15 protein-coding genes, 2 pseudogenes and 1 riboswitch are annotated in these 15,061 nt (G+C 42.7%); of the genes and pseudogenes, 12 read left to right on the top strand and 5 right to left on the bottom strand.

Translation table 11 applies throughout. The features are described 5' to 3' along the window. Both PCORN_RS15545 and nfsA read left to right on the top strand, forming a co-directional pair. On the top strand, positions 1-393 hold a 393-nt coding region (locus tag PCORN_RS15545), incomplete at its 5' end, for a tRNA (cytidine(34)-2'-O)-methyltransferase (protein ID WP_036082269.1). A 12-nt stretch (positions 394-405) separates the two neighbouring features. Then, positions 406-1,143 carry an oxygen-insensitive NADPH nitroreductase gene (nfsA, locus tag PCORN_RS15540; protein WP_036082265.1) on the top strand — a complete coding sequence of 246 codons (738 nt, stop codon included), beginning with the start codon at positions 406-408 and terminating at the stop codon, positions 1,141-1,143. A gap of 38 nt (positions 1,144-1,181) precedes the next feature. On the opposite strand, the gene PCORN_RS15535 is transcribed toward nfsA, so the two are convergent. From PCORN_RS15535 to PCORN_RS15525, 3 genes are all read right to left on the bottom strand, one after another. Further along, entirely contained in the window at positions 1,182-1,655 is a 474-nt protein-coding gene (locus PCORN_RS15535; RefSeq protein WP_036082263.1) for a low molecular weight protein-tyrosine-phosphatase, read from the bottom strand. 1 nt (position 1,656) lies between these two features. Continuing rightward, complete coding sequence (locus tag PCORN_RS15530; RefSeq protein WP_036082258.1) at positions 1,657-2,394, bottom strand: SMI1/KNR4 family protein; 738 nt, start codon at positions 2,392-2,394, stop codon at positions 1,657-1,659. Positions 2,395-2,477: 83 nt separating this feature from the next. Beyond that, positions 2,478-2,903, bottom strand: a complete 426-nt coding sequence (locus PCORN_RS15525) for an Rrf2 family transcriptional regulator (protein ID WP_036082257.1) — start codon at positions 2,901-2,903, stop codon at positions 2,478-2,480. 179 nt (positions 2,904-3,082) lie between these two features. Here PCORN_RS15525 and PCORN_RS15520 point away from each other — a divergent pair, with 179 nt between their 5' ends. The 9 genes and pseudogenes from PCORN_RS15520 to PCORN_RS15480 all read left to right on the top strand — a co-directional run bounded on the left by PCORN_RS15520 (position 3,083) and on the right by PCORN_RS15480 (position 11,716). After that, positions 3,083-3,556, top strand: a complete 474-nt coding sequence (locus tag PCORN_RS15520) for a Dps family protein (RefSeq protein ID WP_036082254.1) — start codon at positions 3,083-3,085, stop codon at positions 3,554-3,556. A 274-nt stretch (positions 3,557-3,830) separates the two neighbouring features. Next, a complete protein-coding gene (locus PCORN_RS15515; RefSeq protein ID WP_036064150.1) occupies positions 3,831-4,133 on the top strand; it encodes a HesB/YadR/YfhF family protein in 303 nt (100 codons plus the stop codon). 154 nt (positions 4,134-4,287) lie between these two features. Then, positions 4,288-5,379, top strand: a complete 1,092-nt coding sequence (locus tag PCORN_RS15510; RefSeq protein WP_149024389.1) for an MBL fold metallo-hydrolase — start codon at positions 4,288-4,290, stop codon at positions 5,377-5,379. A gap of 7 nt (positions 5,380-5,386) precedes the next feature. Further along, positions 5,387-5,602 (top strand): annotated as a pseudogene (locus PCORN_RS15505) (DUF3006 domain-containing protein); the annotation flags it as partial. Between the two features lie 97 nt (positions 5,603-5,699). Further along, positions 5,700-5,809: riboswitch (SAM riboswitch) on the top strand. Between the two features lie 129 nt (positions 5,810-5,938). Next, a pseudogene (locus tag PCORN_RS15500) lies at positions 5,939-6,972 on the top strand (methionine ABC transporter ATP-binding protein). After that, the gene (locus PCORN_RS15495; protein WP_036082250.1) at positions 6,956-7,606 is read left to right on the top strand and encodes a methionine ABC transporter permease; all 651 of its coding nucleotides are present in this window, start codon (positions 6,956-6,958) and stop codon (positions 7,604-7,606) included. The pseudogene PCORN_RS15500 and the gene PCORN_RS15495 overlap by 17 nt, the downstream one beginning before the upstream one ends. A 248-nt stretch (positions 7,607-7,854) precedes the next feature. Then, positions 7,855-8,709: a MetQ/NlpA family ABC transporter substrate-binding protein gene (locus PCORN_RS15490; RefSeq protein WP_036082248.1), complete on the top strand. Its 855-nt coding sequence runs from the start codon at positions 7,855-7,857 to the stop codon at positions 8,707-8,709. A 24-nt stretch (positions 8,710-8,733) separates the two neighbouring features. Further along, positions 8,734-9,927 (top strand): M20 family metallopeptidase, encoded by a 1,194-nt coding sequence (locus tag PCORN_RS15485; RefSeq protein ID WP_036082246.1) that lies wholly within the window; start codon positions 8,734-8,736, stop codon positions 9,925-9,927. Between the two features lie 151 nt (positions 9,928-10,078). Continuing rightward, the gene (locus PCORN_RS15480) at positions 10,079-11,716 is read left to right on the top strand and encodes a peptide ABC transporter substrate-binding protein (protein ID WP_036082240.1); all 1,638 of its coding nucleotides are present in this window, start codon (positions 10,079-10,081) and stop codon (positions 11,714-11,716) included. A 41-nt stretch (positions 11,717-11,757) separates the two neighbouring features. Here PCORN_RS15480 and PCORN_RS15475 read toward each other — a convergent pair whose 3' ends face one another. Continuing rightward, positions 11,758-12,954, bottom strand: a complete 1,197-nt coding sequence (locus PCORN_RS15475) for a CynX/NimT family MFS transporter (RefSeq protein ID WP_036082238.1) — start codon at positions 12,952-12,954, stop codon at positions 11,758-11,760. Positions 12,955-12,958: 4 nt separating this feature from the next. Beyond that, on the bottom strand, positions 12,959-13,639 hold the full coding sequence (locus PCORN_RS15470) for a FadR/GntR family transcriptional regulator (RefSeq protein WP_036082236.1): 681 nt from the start codon (positions 13,637-13,639) through the stop codon (positions 12,959-12,961). Positions 13,640-13,821: 182 nt separating this feature from the next. Between PCORN_RS15470 and PCORN_RS15465 the strand changes: the two genes are divergently transcribed. Further along, a complete protein-coding gene (locus PCORN_RS15465; RefSeq protein WP_036082233.1) occupies positions 13,822-14,877 on the top strand; it encodes an AI-2E family transporter in 1,056 nt (351 codons plus the stop codon). Positions 14,878-15,061: the final 184 nt, after the last annotated feature.

Genomic DNA, 15,061 nt, shown 5'->3' with positions numbered 1-15,061 from the left:
ACGGATGACAAGATGTTGAAGCGGGCTGGGCTTGATTATTGGGATCACGTGAAATTGAAATACTACGATTCAATAGAGGAATTTTTTGAAGTGAATGCGGGCGGCGAATTTTATTTTATTACAAAATTTGGACGCCATTTGTACAGTGATGTGGATTATCAGGACACGGATAAGGATTACTTCTTTATTTTTGGGAAGGAAACGACGGGCTTGCCGGATGCGGTTTTAGAGGCGCATGAGGATACGTGTTTGCGGATTCCGATGACAGACCATATTCGGTCGCTCAACCTGTCGAATACGGCGGCTATTTTGATTTATGAATGCTTGCGTCAACAACAGTTCGGCGCGTTGGATCAGATGCCGCACTATGATCGTAAAATTTTTAAAGACTAGGGGATGAGTCCAATGAACGAAACGATTGAAGGAATTTTAAGTCATTATTCGGTCCGCGACTTCACAGATCAGGCATTGACGGAGAACGAGATTGCTTTGCTTGTAAAAAGTGCACAGGCGGCTTCTACGTCGAGTTTTGTGCAAGCCTACTCGATTATCGGTGTATCGGACGTAAAACTGCGCCAGGAGCTTTCTACGATTGCAGGAAATCAAGAGTATGTTGTAAAAACAGGTCAATTCTTCGTTTTCGTCGCAGATTTGTCACGGCATCATGAAATCGGCAAAGCGCGCGGTGCAGACACAGAATCGCTTTCAACGATGGAACGCTTTCTCGTGGCGACGGTGGACGCAACGCTCGCCGCTCAAAACATGGCGATTGCAGCAGAATCGATGGGGCTCGGCATTTGTTACATCGGCGGAATCCGGAACAATCTTGCAAAAGTTTCTGAATTACTACATATTCCGGACTATGCGACACCATTATTCGGCCTGACGATCGGTCATCCAACAACAAGTTCCGAACCAAAACCAAGGCTTGCGACCGAACTTGTCTACCATGAAAATCACTATCAACCGAAAGATATGGAAGACTTCAAAAATTATGATGCGACGATTCGCGATTATTATGCAGCGCGAACGAGCGGTAAACGTATAGAAGGTTGGACCGATCAAATCGAACGTGGTTTGCGACACACGACTAGACAGGATATCAAAGATTTCCTAGCGAGTAAGAACCTAGGCAAGAAATAAGAAAAAAACGACGATTCAATCACGAATCGTCGTTTTTGTTACATATCGAATTTTTCACGAATCGCTTGTAAAAGACCTTCACATCCAGCGCTCACAAGCCGTTCCGTTTCCTCGAAATTCCCCGTATAATAAGGATCGGGAACTTCCGACTCTGTTTCATCAGGCGCAAAGTCCATCAATTTTTTCAGGACAACATCACTATCCAGCGGTTTCAACGCCTCCAAATCCGCCATATTCGAACCATCCATCCCAATCACATAATCGAAATCAGAAAAATCGTCCTGACCAATCAGACGCGCACGCATTTGCGAATAATCAATGCCATGCTTCGTCAAAACTTGCTGCGTCCCGCGATGTGGCGGATTACCTAAATTCCAATTTCCCGTCGCTGCCGAATCAATTCGAATCTGATCCGTCAGCCCAGCCGCATTCACCTTTGCACGAAACATTCCTTCCGCCATCGGAGACCGACATATATTCCCCAAACATACAAACAACACACGCACGACCATCTTAATCCTCCCATTCCTTTTTTAACTCCGCAACCTTTTCTGGCCAAAAATGCTGTGATTCCAACCAACGCAACATCCCATCGACACGCTTCGCATCCAATTTTCGTCTGAAATAATAAATCTGATTCTCAAGCAAAGTCATCCCGATTTGTCGATAAGGCGCTTCCTCAGAATGCAGCAAACCATCAATCTGCTTCAAATACCAATCCTTCTCCTCGCGATCCTCCAGCAACTGTAAAATTTCCAAAGCCTTCTTCACATTCGCCGTGGCCAACATCTGTTCCAATTTTTCAAGTGGATAATTCGGAGCAAATGCCACGTCAAAAGGAGAGAAGTATAGCGATTCCACAAACTCCGCGAAACTTTCCGCGACAACAAGGGTTTGCAACGTTTCGAAATCCACATAAATCACGCGAGGTTCCGCCGTCTGATAATCCAGCCCAATATACCGATGCCCGTCTTGATGAAAATACACCTGTTTTCCCGGCAAATCCACATCCTGCTCTTCCAAAATGTGGTGCTGCAGCCCATCCAGCCCCGCCATCGAATAAATTTCTGCATCCGCGAGTCCATATGACGTCGGCTCTGCAACCGGAAAATGATTTTTCGCAAGCAAACCACCATTATGTACACGCAACATATCCTTATATCCGCCCGGCAACGAAAGATGATGCGTTTGCTCCCAAGCATCAATCTCCCTATCCAAAGCAGGACTCGCCCCATGCAACCAAATACTCATCCGATTCACCTCTTTCTACACCTAGTATACCAAAAAGAATCATTTTTGACGCGCCTTAACATCAAAAATGATTCTGTCTTTCTTTATGCTAGTTCCGCGCGAATCGAATCCACAACATCCGCCATTGTTTGATCCGCCAAAACTTGCTCCATCGCGGTCTGCGCGTCACGTAATGTTTGCTCCATCGCGCCTTGAATGTGCGCTCCAATCTCACAATTCGGATTAGGATTCTCATGAAATTGAAACAATTCCCCATCCTCGACACTATCCACCGCCTTATAAACTTCCAAAAGCGTGATTTGATCGAGTGGCTTCAAAAGCGTAGCACCGCCAATCCCAGCCTTGACTGCAATCAGTCCAGCCTTTTTCAACTGCCCACTAATGCGTCGAATCACGACCGGATTGGTATTGACACTCCCCGCAATGCGTTCAGAGGTTAATGGTGGCTCTTGGGTAGCAATTAGTGATAAAATATGGGTAGCAACTGTGAAACGGCTACTTATTTTCATCCAAACCAACTCCTTTGTAACCATTGTAGTTACAAAAAAAAGAAGATGTCAAGCCTGTTTTAAATTGACTCATAGTGGTATAAATGATTGTGAGGCAAAACACGATTGGACAAATCGAGTAAACTAGTTTATAATTATTATTATATAATAGTTATTATAAATAAGGAGGAGAATAATAAATGAAAACAATCAATTCAGTAGACACAAAAGAATTTTTAAACCATCAGGTGGCGAACTTAAACGTATTTACGGTGAAAATTCACCAAATCCACTGGTTCATGCGCGGGCACAATTTCTTCACACTACATGAAAAAATGGATGACCTTTACAGCGAATTCGGCGAACAAATGGACGAAGTGGCAGAACGCTTACTAGCAATCGGCGGCGCCCCATTCTCAACACTAAAAGAGTTCTCTGAAAACGCAAGTGTAGAAGAAGCACCATACACAAAACCAAAAACAATCGAGCAGTTCATGGCCGATCTTGTTGGCACATTAGAATTATTACGTGACGAATACCAACAAGGCATCGAACTAACAGGAAAAGAAGGCGACGACGTAACACAAGACATGCTCATCGGCTTCAAAGCATCGATTGACAAACATATCTGGATGTTCCAAGCATTCCTAGGAAAAGGACCTCTGGAGAAATAGATTATATCCCAAATAAATCGGCGACAAGCGCTCGATTTGTTTAAAGCAAAATTTTCGTCTTACCTGGCATAATGGGTTTGGCGATTTTTTGTCGTGTTTGCTATCAATCATACTGTGATATTAAATTATATTTTAAGCTTTTATCAAAAAAGAAGTTTAACTTTTCAAAAAAAAGTGGTACATACAGTTATCTAGTTGTAAGCAAAATACATGCGAAGTGAGTAGATATCTGCTATCCTTGCAGTAATCGAAATAGGGAAGAGGAGTGATGACAATGCAAATCGAAGTAAGCGATCAAGCACAACACTGGTTTAGAAATGAGTTTAACACGGCCGACGGTAATGGAATTAGATTATTCGCAAAATATGGTGGCTCCAACAGTTCCCTACATCCTGGTTTTTCGATCGGGTTAGTATCTGAGAAACCCACGGAAATGGCATTGCAACACAAAATCGGCGATATTTTATTCTACGTAGAAGATCATGATTATTGGTATTTTAAAGATCATGACTGGATTATTGATTACAACCCAAAAAGCGAAGAAGTAACCTTCAAATTTTTCGAGAAAGTAAAGTAAGATATTTTGGCGAGTCCTTTGTGGGGCTCGTTTTATTTGGCGTAAATCTCCCAACTTTGCCATCAACTATTTACTCCAAGAGGCGATTCTGCTATTCTAAGGGGAAGAGAGTTAGGGAGTTGAGATTTTGAAGAAATTAGCAAAATGGAGCATCATGGGGATTATGTTAGTCCTACTTATTGGTGGATGCTCAAATAGTACACAAACATCCAGTGTTACCGAAAATACATTAGACGGCGCGAAATTCACCTTTTTTGATGTTGGGCAAGGGGATAGCACGCTTATTCAAGCCGATGATGGAACAACGATTTTGATTGATACTGGCCGCCATGACGATAATCGGATTTTAACATATCTTGAAAAAGCGAATATCAAAAAAATTGATTTGCTACTTTTAACACACCCACATTCAGATCACATTGGTAACGCGGATAAAGTCATCCAGAAATATAAACCAAAGGAAATTTGGATGGACGGCCTTGTTTTTAATAGCTCGATATACGAACGTGTCATTGATGCAGCCTTAGCATCGGACGCGAAATATAAGGAACCAAGACGCGGTGAAAAAGCCACATTCGGACCGTTTGGGATTCAGGTACTAAGCCCAGATAAATTATCGGATAACGCCAACAATGATTCCATTGCGATTCGTTTAACATACAAAGATATTGCTGCTATTTTTACAGGAGACGCGGAAAAATCACGCGAGCGAGAAATGGTAGACAGTGGTCTTGATTTGAACGCTCAGATTCTCGATTTGGGGCATCATGGTTCATCGACATCGAATCAACCGTACTTTTTAGATGCGGTCAAACCAGAAGTCGCCGTGTATTCTGCTGAAAAAGGAAACTCCTATGGGCACCCACATCGCGAAGTCGTCCAGTGGCTCAAAGATCGCGACATCACAACGTATGGAACGGATGTCGAAGGAACGGTGACAATTGAGACCGACGGCAAACAAATACATGTCGCGACAGAAAAATCCGGCACACCTGAACCAGGAAGCAACACCGGAAAGCAGACAACAGAAGAACCAGGCGCAGCAGTTCCAATGCCAGATACGATTAATATCAACAAAGCAACCGCAGAAGAACTGCAATATCTACCGAGCATTGGCCCCGTTTTAGCAGACAAAATTATCGCTGAAAGACCATACAAATCGATTGACGAGTTGAAAAAAATAAACGGAATAGGCGACGGCATTGTTCGACAAATCAAAGAACAAGGCAAAGCGACCGTAAAGTAGGTGAACCATGAGCAAAAAAGCGATTTTAGACCGTATCGAGGATGGAAAAGCCGTTTTTCTACTCGAACCGGACGAGCAAATATGGACAATCCCACAAACCAAATTACCAAAAAATATTCAAGAAGGTAGCTCGGTTCTCATTGACGGTACAAGAATCACGCTAGATGCCCAAACAACAGCGAAAAACAAAGCGCGAATTGCATCGAAACTCGAACAATTACGCAGAAAAAAATGGGCAATAAACAAAGAACTTTTCCAAAAGTGGTTGACAGTATCCGAAATACACGATATAGTTATAAAAAATAAATAATGACTTACGCATTTTATCCAGAGAGGTGGAGGGATTTGGCCCTATGAAACCTCGGCAACAGATCATTTATTGATACTGTGCCAATTCCAACAAGCATTCCATTTGCTTGGTAGATAAGGTGAGACGACAAAGACTGCATTCATATGACTGTATAATTATTCGGTACATAGATGTTTGGATTAGGATCTCCTCTTATTAACTTAAGGGGAGATTTTTTTTGTAGGTAAGGCAACTAAGGGAGTGAATAGGATGATTGAATTCAAAAACGTAACAAAAACATTCAAAAGTGGAGGCAATGAGATTACCGCGCTAGACGACGTCAGCTTAACTATCGAAAAAGGAGATATATTTGGCGTTGTGGGTTTTAGTGGTGCAGGAAAAAGTACATTGATTCGCACGGTAAACTTGCTTGAACGGCCAACAAAAGGCTCAGTGGCTGTGGCAGGGACAGACTTAACAACTTTAAAATCAAAAGAACTCCGCGCAGAACGAAAAAAAGATCGGTATGATTTTTCAACATTTTAATTTATTGAATTCTAAAACTGTCTTCGATAACATCGCGATACCACTAGCTTTAATACATACAAACCGAAAAGAACGCGAAAAACGAGTGCTGGAATTGTTAGACTTTGTTGGATTAGCAGACAAAGCAAAAAAATTATCCCGACCAGTTATCAGGTGGACAAAAGCAGCGTATCGGTATTGCGCGGGCACTTGCAACGAACCCAGACGTGCTACTGTGCGATGAAGCGACGAGCGCATTAGACCCTGAAACAACAGGTGCGATTCTTGAACTACTGCGAAAAATCAATAAAGAATATAATATCACGATTCTGCTTATCACCCACGAAATGTCCGTGATTCGCGAAATCTGTAATCGAGTAGCGGTGATGGAAGGCGGTAAAGTTATCGAAAAAGGCAAAGTATTTGATATCTTCTCAAATCCGCAAAGCCAAACCGCGAAAAACTTTGTTAAGACGGTTATCAATGACGATATTCCAGCAAGTGCGCTGAAGCTGATTCAAAATCACGACGCCACCGTTTGGAAATTCACATTTGTGGGAGAATCATCTGGGAATCCGCTACTCTCGAATATTGCCAAACAGTTTGACGTCAATGTTAGCGTTCTAAGTGGGAATATTTCTGAAATTCAGGCGATTGCGTTCGGCTATATGATCGTGGAGGTCACAGGTGAGCCAGAAGAAATCGCGAAGGCCTTCGCTTACGCAGCGACGCAAAACGTCAAATTAGAGGAGGTGGGAGCACATGGAAGTCACATCTGAACAACTGAGTACAGCATTTATTGAAACACTCTACATGGTTACTTGGTCACTTTTGTTTGCCTGCCTTATCGGAATTCCACTCGGTGTCTTACTTGTGGTAACGCGAAAAGGTCATATTTTGCAAAATGCGGTGATTTTCAATATTTTAAACCCGATTATCAACATTTTGCGTTCGGTGCCATTCATTATTTTACTAGTCGCATTGATTCCTGTGACGCGCTTCATCGTTGATTCGAGCATTGGCGTTAAAGCTGCGATTGTTCCGCTTGTTTTTTACGCAGGACCTTATATCGCAAGACTTGTTGAAAACTCGCTTTTAGAGGTGGATCAAGGTATTATCGAGGCAGCTCAGGCAATGGGCGCGAACGCATGGCAAATCATCTGGCGGTTTATGTTGCCAGAGGGACTTAGCTCACTTATTCTGACACTGACTACTGCGACGATCGGACTTGTTGGGGCTACTGCGATGGCAGGAGTCGTTGGCGCAGGAGGGATTGGGAATTTGGCGATTACGTATGGGTACCAGCGTTATGATAATATCACAATGCTTGTTACAGTCATCATTTTGGTCGTTATCGTCCAAAGCGTACAGTCGCTTGGGAACTTCATCTCTCGCAAAATCCGTCGCCGTTAAAGCCTGTGCTACGGTGCTCTTCTTCGCAAGTGAGCTACGCATAACTTCTCACATGGTCGGGGGTGATACTCCCTCCTTGTTTTCAGTTGATGTACAAATTGTACGCTCCACTCCGTTGCTCGGCTTTGCCTAGAATCTAAGCATTTCTCGGCGCCGCCGAAGTTTGGAGGCTCAATCAGGAAAGACATACAAACACGATTTTTAGAAGAGATAGGGCACAAATAATAAATAATAAGGGAGTTTTTTGGATGAAGAAGTTGGTTTTAGTTTTGACGTTGGTTTTGTTGGCTGCTGTTGTTACGGCTTGTGGCGGTTCGGATGATAAGGCGCAGGGAGATGAGAAGAAGTTGGTGATTGGTGTGAGCGCAGGGGATCGGACTTGGCCTGAGATTAAGCGGATTGCTGAGAAGGATGGTATTAATATCGAATTGAAAGAATTTAGTGACTATGTCTTGCCGAACCGCGCGCTAGCTGACGGGGACTTGGATGCGAATGCTTTTCAAACGGTTGCCTATTTCGATTCTTTCATCAAAGAAAATAAACTAGATCTTGTACCACTTGCTTCGACGGTGATTGCTCCAATGGGCATTTATTCGAACAAAGTGAAGGACATTAAGAATATTAAAAATGGCGCTACTATCGCGGTTCCTGACGATATTACGAACTACGGGCGTGCTTTACTTTTGCTACAAGAGGCTGGACTTATCACGTTGGTCGATGATTTTGATGGGAATGGATCACCGGAAGCAATCAAAGAAAATCCGAAAAAGCTCGATATTAAGCCAATGGTAGCTGGACAAATTCCGCGTGCGCTAGACGATGTGGACGCCGCGGCAATCAATAACGGTGTGGCAGTGGAGGCGAAATTGAACCCGCTAAAAGACTCGATATTCCTAGAGTCGGATACAGCAAAACCTTACATTAACATTATCGCTGTTCGAAAAGGTGACACAGATCGCGAAGCCTTGAAAAAAATTGTGAAAATTTACCACTCGGACGAAATGAAGAAATTTATCGACAAAACATACAAAGGTAGCTCGATTCCAGCATTTATCCCGCTTGATGAACTAGAAACGTATAAAGAAACGTGGTCTAAAAAATAAATTCGAAATACGGAGGCGTTGCACATGGTACAAGCAAAACTGACATGGTCTGAGGCGATTGAAACAAACATCGAGGCGCATCAAGACTTTTATATTGAAGTAAGTCATGATATTCATGACCACCCAGAAATCGGTAACGAGGAATTCTATGCAAGTGAAAAACTGGCAACTATCCTTGAAAAAGCTGGTTTCACTGTGGAATTAGACGTAGCAGGTCACAAAACGGCTTTCCTCGCTCGTAAAAAAGCAGAAAAGCCAGGCGCGACGGTTGCCTTTTTAGCGGAATATGACGCGCTACCAGGGCTAGGGCACGCATGCGGGCACAATATCATTGGTACAACGAGTGTCGCCGCAGCCATCGCACTCGCCGAAGTTATCGAGGAAACTGGTGGCGAGATAGTTGTACTTGGAACACCAGCCGAAGAAGGCGGACCGAACGGCAGTGCAAAAGGAAGTTTCGTGAAGCATGATCTCCTCAAAGGTATTGATGCCGCGCTGATGATTCATCCATCAAGCGATTCCGCACTAACGACGCCATCGCTTGCTGTGGACGTTTTAGAATTCGAGTTCTTCGGGAAACCAGCCCATTCAGCGGCCAATCCAGAAGACGGTATTAACGCACTGGACGGGCTTATCCAGTTTTATAACGGTGTCAATGCTTTACGCCAACACGTGACCTCCGATGTGCGCATTCACGGTATTATTTTAGATGGTGGGCAAGCGCCTAATATTGTCCCAGATTACGCCCGTGCCCGTTTTTTCACGCGTGCTGACAAACGTCGCCGTCTCGATGACATCACGAAACGCGTCATCCAAGTCGCAGAAGGTGCCGCAATTCAAACAGGTACAACGTTTAAAGTGACGAATATCCAAAATGGCGTCGATGATTTCTTGATTAACAAACAGTTTAATCGCCTGTTCGCACGTATCGCGGAGCAACTTGATGAACCGCTTATTACCGATAGTCGTGGCATCGGCTCCACAGACGCAGGGAATATTAGCCAAGTCATCCCAACCATCCATCCTTACATCAAAATTGGTTCCAGTGACCTTGTTGGGCATACTGTAGAATTCCGCGAAGCCGCAAGATCTGTTGCAGGAGACAAAGCCCTAATCAAAGGCGCCAAACTCCTCGCGCTAACCGCTCTAGAACTCTACACAAACGAAACACTATTAGCTGATATAAAGCAAGAGTACGAAGATACAAAACAAATGTAGTCTGCCAAAAAGGAGATAGGTCAACCGCTTATCTCCTTTAACGTAGTAAACATTATAAAATAATTCTATTAATTTAGAAAAAGGTATTTATTTTCGCGCCAAAATAGCGTATGATAGAAACAGTCACACAAAAAAAGGGGAAGTTATACATATGAAAAGAAGGTATATTATAAGCTTGATTCTAGTAGCTAGTATGTTTGTATTAGCAGCATGCGGAGGAGGAAAAGACACGGCGAGCGATGCTTCAGATAAGCAAGTTTTACGCGTCATTGAATCCACTGAAATTCCACTCATGGACACATCACTAGCAACAGATGGCGTCAGTTTCACCGCGATGAATCAAGTTTTTGAAGGGCTGTATACACTTGATTCAAACGATCAAATCATTCCAGCCGCAGCCGAAGCAATGCCTCAAATAAGTAAAGATCAAAAAACATATACCATCAAAATCCGCGACAACGCTAAATGGTCAGACGGATCAGATCTCACATCCAATGACTTCATCTACGCTTGGCGCAAAGTCGTTAATCCGAAATCCGGCGCCCAGTATTCCTTTTTATACCGCGATGTCGTTGCCAATGCGAGCGATATCATTGACGGCAAAAAAGATCCAAAAGAACTCGGCGTGAAAGCACTGGACGACAAAACCATCGAAATCCAGTTGACACAAGCCGTCCCATACTTCAACTCACTGCTCACTTTTGGCCCATTCTATCCACAAAAAGAAGCCTATGTGACCAAAGAGGGGAAAGACTTCGCTAAAGATTCCGATCATTTACTTTACAACGGTCCATTCACAATGTCAGATTGGTCGGGCACAAGCAAGAGCTGGAGTTTCATCAAAAATGATAACTACTGGGATAATAAAAACGTCAAATTGGACCGCATCGATGTGCAAGTAGCTAAAGAACCTGGCTCAGCAGTCAATCTCTATAACACCGGAAAAGTCGATCGCGCACCATTAACCGGCGATTACGCAAGCCAATATAAAGACAACAAAGAGTTCGTCGCAGAACCAGATTCCTACGTATATTGGCTAAAATTCAATCAAAAACAAGCCGATGTTGCCAATGTGGAACTGCGAAAAGCCATTGCGAAAGCGATTAACAAAGAAGCATTAGCCGACACCGTAATCGCGAATGGAGCTACACCAATCGATGGTGAAATTCCAAACGGTTTTGCCCAAAATCCCAAAACAGGAAAAGACTTCCGCGAAGATAGTGGCAATCACCTTACGTACAATGTCGCAGAAGCCAAAGAACATTTTGCGAAAGCGAAGCAACAACTAGGTAAAAGCGAAATTACGCTCGAGCTAGTAGGCGACGACCAAGAATTCGCGAAGAAAACCCTTGAGTTCATTCAAAGCGAGTTAGAAACAAATCTCGACGGTCTCAAAATCAATTTAAAAACAGTGCCTTACAAAAACAGGCTAGCACTTGATAAGGCCCAAGATTATACCGTTCAACTTTCACGTTGGGCACCAGCATACAAAGACCCAATGACTTACATCGCAAGCTGGCAAACAGACAACAACTACAATAATATGAGCTATTCAAGCCCTGCTTACGACAAACTAACAACCGATATTTCAACAACACTTGCGACGAATCCAGAAGCCCGTTGGCAAGCCATGCTCCAAACCGAAAAAGTCTTACTAGATGATGATGCAGCGATCGCACCACTATATCAAAACGCCACAGCCGTCCTTGAAAAACCATACGTAAAAGGCGTAGTAAAACATCTTTTCGGCGCACCATATAGCTTTAAGTGGGCATATTTAGACAAATAATAAAAAGGCAATTTCAGTCCAGAGCTGAAATTGCCTTTTTCCTATTTCCCAAAAACTTTCTTATCACGTCCTGCATCCATTCCCATAATAAATAGCAACAATGTAGCAACGACAATAATCGCAAGTGGTACGGTATAGCTATCCGTCATGTCATGAAGCGCCCCAAACAATGTCGGACCCGCAGCGGCGAGTAAATACCCAATAGACTGCGCCATTCCAGACAAGTCCGCAGCCTCCGTTGCTGTTGATGTTCGCAAACTAAAGAACATCATACACACGCTAAAAGCCGTCCCAGAAGCCACACCCATCATAAACACCGATGGACCAACAAGCCACGCGTCACCCGCGCCAAATATAAGTCCAGCGGTTCCAACAAGCAATAACACCGTCATAATGATAACGATCGGCCGTTGCGATTTCATTTTACTGGCAATAATTGGCACGATAAATGTAAAAGGAATAATCCCGAGCTGGAATAAGGACAACATGAAACCAGCTTGTGTACTCGCCATTCCTTGACTAATAAGTATCGACGGCAACCAAGCGACCATGACATAAAATAAAGTTGATTGCATGCCCATGAAGAGTGTAATTTTCCAAGCTAAAGGAGAACTCCAAATACTCTGTCTTGGTGTTTGCGCTACAGCTTGAGGAAGGCTCTTCTGATTATATTTCAATTGAGGCAACCAGACTAGAAGCGCAAGAATCGCTAATCCTGACCACACAACGAGCGCTCCTTGCCAACCAAAGCCAGAATTCACCGCGATAGGTACACTAATCCCAGATGCCAACATCGCACACACATTCATAGAAATCGAATACATCCCGGTCATTAATCCCAGTTTAAAAGGAAATTCCTTTTTGATGAGGCTTGGTAACAAAACATTGCCAACTGCGATTGCTAGTCCAATAAGAAACGTTCCAAATAAAAGCAATGAAATCCCACCAAACGGACGAATCAAACTCCCCACTACCATTAAACATGATGCAAAAAAGACAATAAACTCCATACCCCATCTTCGCGCCAATTTGGATACAAAAGGGGACAAGCCAGCAAAAGCAAGAAGTGGTAATGTCGTCAAAAATCCAGTCATCGTGTTGGACAGTGGTAAATCCACGCGAATATAACTAAGCAATGGACTTAATGTGGTAATTGGGGCCCTCAGGTTCGCTGCTACTAATAAAATTCCAACAATCAAAAAAATACGACTCCGCATTTTCGGTCTTTCCTCGTCCATTATTTCACTCTCCTTTTTTAGGTAACACAATTTGTTTAAATTGCGAAATATACATATCCACACAATGCACAGCCGAAGCCGCATCCTGATTTTGAATAGCTAAAATAAGATCATTATGACCAGCACCATTCGCATCATTCATTTCCGTCGTACTTGTAATCGATATCTGAATTTCCTCAAATAAATGCGAATACATGTCAATCAAAAGGGGGTTATAAGAGGCCGCAGCAATGGTTTGATGTAATTGCCAATCCGCCTCCACAAACTTCTCCAAATTGTTATCCTGCGTAAATTGCAAACATTGGTCGCGGTATTTCACCATCTGATTTAAGTCTTCTTCCGTTCTTCGTAAACAAGCCAGCGAAACCGCCTCACGATCAAGCGCATGTCGCACCTCTAAAATCTCCAACACCGCAGCACTTTGAATTCTTTTTTGCAGAACGGCGCTTAATTCACTCGTTGCAAGCACAAATGTCCCGTCACCTTGTTTGACTTCTAGTAATCCGACATGTACTAAAGCACGAATGGCTTCCCGTACTGTATTGCGGCTGACACCAAACTGTTCCATCAACTCCGCCTCATTAGGCAAACGATCTCCAATCTGCCAAACGCCGTCTTTTATCATCTCTTGAATCTGGCTAGAAACTTGCTCGACTAGCGATTTCTTTTGTAGTTTATGTAGCATTATCACGACACTCCTTTTAAAGGTAGGATGATTGGTTCATAGGATATATTACCGCTTTTTCGACCAAATGTAAAGCCCTGAAAGCCATCTTTTTCAGATTTTCAGTAGAAAAAATGACTAAATTTTTCATGAACAGCAAAAATGTGCTAGAATATGATAAAGAAACGATAGGAGTGTGTTCTATGGAAGAACTATGGGAGAAATTTAAATTAAACACAGCGTTACAACGAGTTCTTATTTTTGCGCTCCTCATTTTTGTACTCTATCTAGTGAGAAGCATGATGAACCTGATTTTATTAACATTCATCTTCACCTTTTTAATAACGCGATTAGAAAAAGTGATTTTGCGATGGGTGAAGGTACCGCGGAAATTAATCGTTATTGTTTTGTACATATTGATTGTGATATTCTTATACATCGCATTTACGCATTACTTGCCGATTATCATCCAACAAATCGTTTCCACGTTCAATGGCGTCATGAAATTCTACAATAACCCTGGAAATAATGATTTTATCAAATATGTGATGAATTTATTCAATGATTCCAATGTCAAAGCATATATTAATTCTGGTCTGAAATTCATTATTGAATCACTAAGTGGGATTGGTAGTATTGGTATTGCTTTCTTTATGGCGCTTATACTGAGCCTGTTTTTCTCTTTGGAACAAGAACGCGTCGTTCATTTTTCAAGTAAATTTCTAACGAGCAAAATGGGAGCTGTATTCCGTGAAATTGCCTATTTTGGTAAGAAATTTGTAGGCACATTTGGCGTTGTCTTAGAGGCTCAGTTTTTAATTGCAATCGTGAACACCGTGCTGACAACGATTGCCTTAATCGCGATGGGCTTCCCGCAAGTGTTAACGTTATCGATCATGGTATTCTTGCTAGGGCTGATCCCAGTTGCAGGCGTTATCATTTCGTGCATCCCGCTTTCGATTATCGCCTATTCCGTAGGTGGCCTTACAGATGTCATTGTTATCTTAATCACCGTTGTCATCGTACATTCGATTGAAACGTATATTCTCAATCCAAAGCTGATGTCATCAAAAACCGATTTACCAGTCTTTTACACTTTCATCATCCTCATTTTCTCCGAGCATTTCTTCGGCGTATGGGGCTTGATTGTAGGTATTCCAGTTGTTGTATTCCTATTCGACGTATTAGGCGTACGCGGAAATGAAGCCGAAATAAAAAGCCGCAGTTTCTGGGGCTTCAAAAAGAAGAAATCAAAATAAAGAAGAGGCGCTACATCCAGTATGATATGCTCCCTATAGAGTAGACAATGGAAAAAACAAAAATTCCAAATCTACTTTATAAGGGAGTTTTTTGTATGTCAAAACGCACACGTTTTTCCGTCGAAGAAAAACATACCGCAGTAAAAAAAAATAGCCTCCAAGGCGAAATATACCATTAACGGCA

It is taken from the genome of Listeria cornellensis FSL F6-0969 (genome assembly GCF_000525855.1).
Lineage (GTDB): Bacteria > Bacillota > Bacilli > Lactobacillales > Listeriaceae > Listeria_A > Listeria_A cornellensis.
The sequence above is the reverse complement of the archived record's forward strand: the minus strand, read 5'-3'. Positions and strand labels throughout refer to the sequence as shown.